Origin of the sequence: Halobacteriovorax sp. XZX-3 (assembly GCF_043196495.1) — a bacterium.
GTDB lineage: Bacteria > Bdellovibrionota > Bacteriovoracia > Bacteriovoracales > Bacteriovoracaceae > Halobacteriovorax_A.
The window spans coordinates 1-1,176 of the sequence record NZ_JBEBMO010000019.1 but is presented as its reverse complement, the minus strand read 5'-3'; the positions used below and the strand labels follow the sequence as shown (position 1 = coordinate 1,176).

At 49.7% G+C, this 1,176-nt stretch carries 2 protein-coding genes and 1 pseudogene; all 3 read right to left on the bottom strand.

Annotated elements, in window-relative coordinates:
• A pseudogene (locus ABMA70_RS16015) lies at positions 1-323 on the bottom strand (hypothetical protein); the annotation flags it as partial.
• 2 nt (positions 324-325) lie between these two features.
• The gene (locus tag ABMA70_RS16010; RefSeq protein ID WP_392994214.1) at positions 326-505 is read right to left on the bottom strand and encodes a hypothetical protein; all 180 of its coding nucleotides are present in this window, start codon (positions 503-505) and stop codon (positions 326-328) included.
• Between the two features lie 89 nt (positions 506-594).
• Positions 595-1,176: hypothetical protein (locus ABMA70_RS16005; protein ID WP_393022409.1), on the bottom strand; the 582-nt coding region annotated here is incomplete at its 5' end.

The window sequence follows — 1,176 nt, the reverse complement described above, 5'->3', positions numbered from 1 at the left end:
AGCAATCGGGATGCAAAGTGGTTGGAGATGTTAAGTGCTTTCGCTACCTGACCAGTAGTGATTTCCATCTCCTTACGTTTCTCCCACCATGTAATCAAGTGGGAACGAGTAGCTTTCTTTGTGACCTGCCTTTCCAATGAGTACATGTAGACATTCTTAGCGATGTGATAAACATCGAAGCGGTTATCCACTGTCAGTTGGTAAACACAGGTGCGTACAGTGTTCAGCTTTAGCCCAGTAGCTTTGGCTATGTCATGCACATCTACCCGTTCATCTTCACGGGCAACCATGTAGTCGTGCACTCGTTGGATGGCATTACTCATAACTACTCCTCAACTACCTCGGCTTCATTGCCTAGACCTAGCATCAGTCCCATCGGACCCACGCTATGGACAAAGGCTAGCTTGTCCTCAGTCGTGAATCCCTTAGTACCACCATGCTCAAGTAGCGTAGAGACAGGAACTAGGACTAGACCGTAAGGTCCATCCTCCATACGTGGCAACACGTTCTCAGTGTCCACGTCTATCTCACATGGAAACTCCATAGAGCCACACGTCTCGTAGCCCCCTGCATTTAGTAAACGTACTTTCATGATTAGCCCTCGCTAAATTCTGAACGGCTGACAGTTACTTTCAGTTCGTATGCCTGACCTTCACTGTCAATGAGTAGGTCGTTGATGACCTTAGCTGTGAACAGCTCCTTCGCTGCCTTCACCTGCTTGGCAGTGGCTAGTGATAGCACCACCTCTTTAGGTTCGAACTCAGGTGGAGCTGCTATGTCTTGCCCTGCTGCTTTAAGCTGAGCCTCAAGCTCTGCGATGCGTGCGTCTTTCTCTGCATCCTTCTTAGCCTGAGCAGCCTTAGCTGCATCATCATCCGCCTTCTTACGACGGGCGATGGCTGCATCAATCGGAGCTTCAATCTTCTTGACACGTGCCAGTACCTCCTTGTACTTGTCTTCGATTGCCTTACCTGCATCTAGGTATGGCTTCTTGGCTTCCTTCTTCACGTTCTCCAAATCGGTGCGGAGAGAGGTGAGAGTTTTCTTAGCCCCCTTCACCACCTCCTGCTCCTCGACGTGCACTAGCATGGAGTCTAGCTTCTCGTCGTCCCAGCCGAATCGTTCTTCCAGTTCTGCCAAACCTTTCTCTGTTTGGTCGAACACTACAACGTCCTT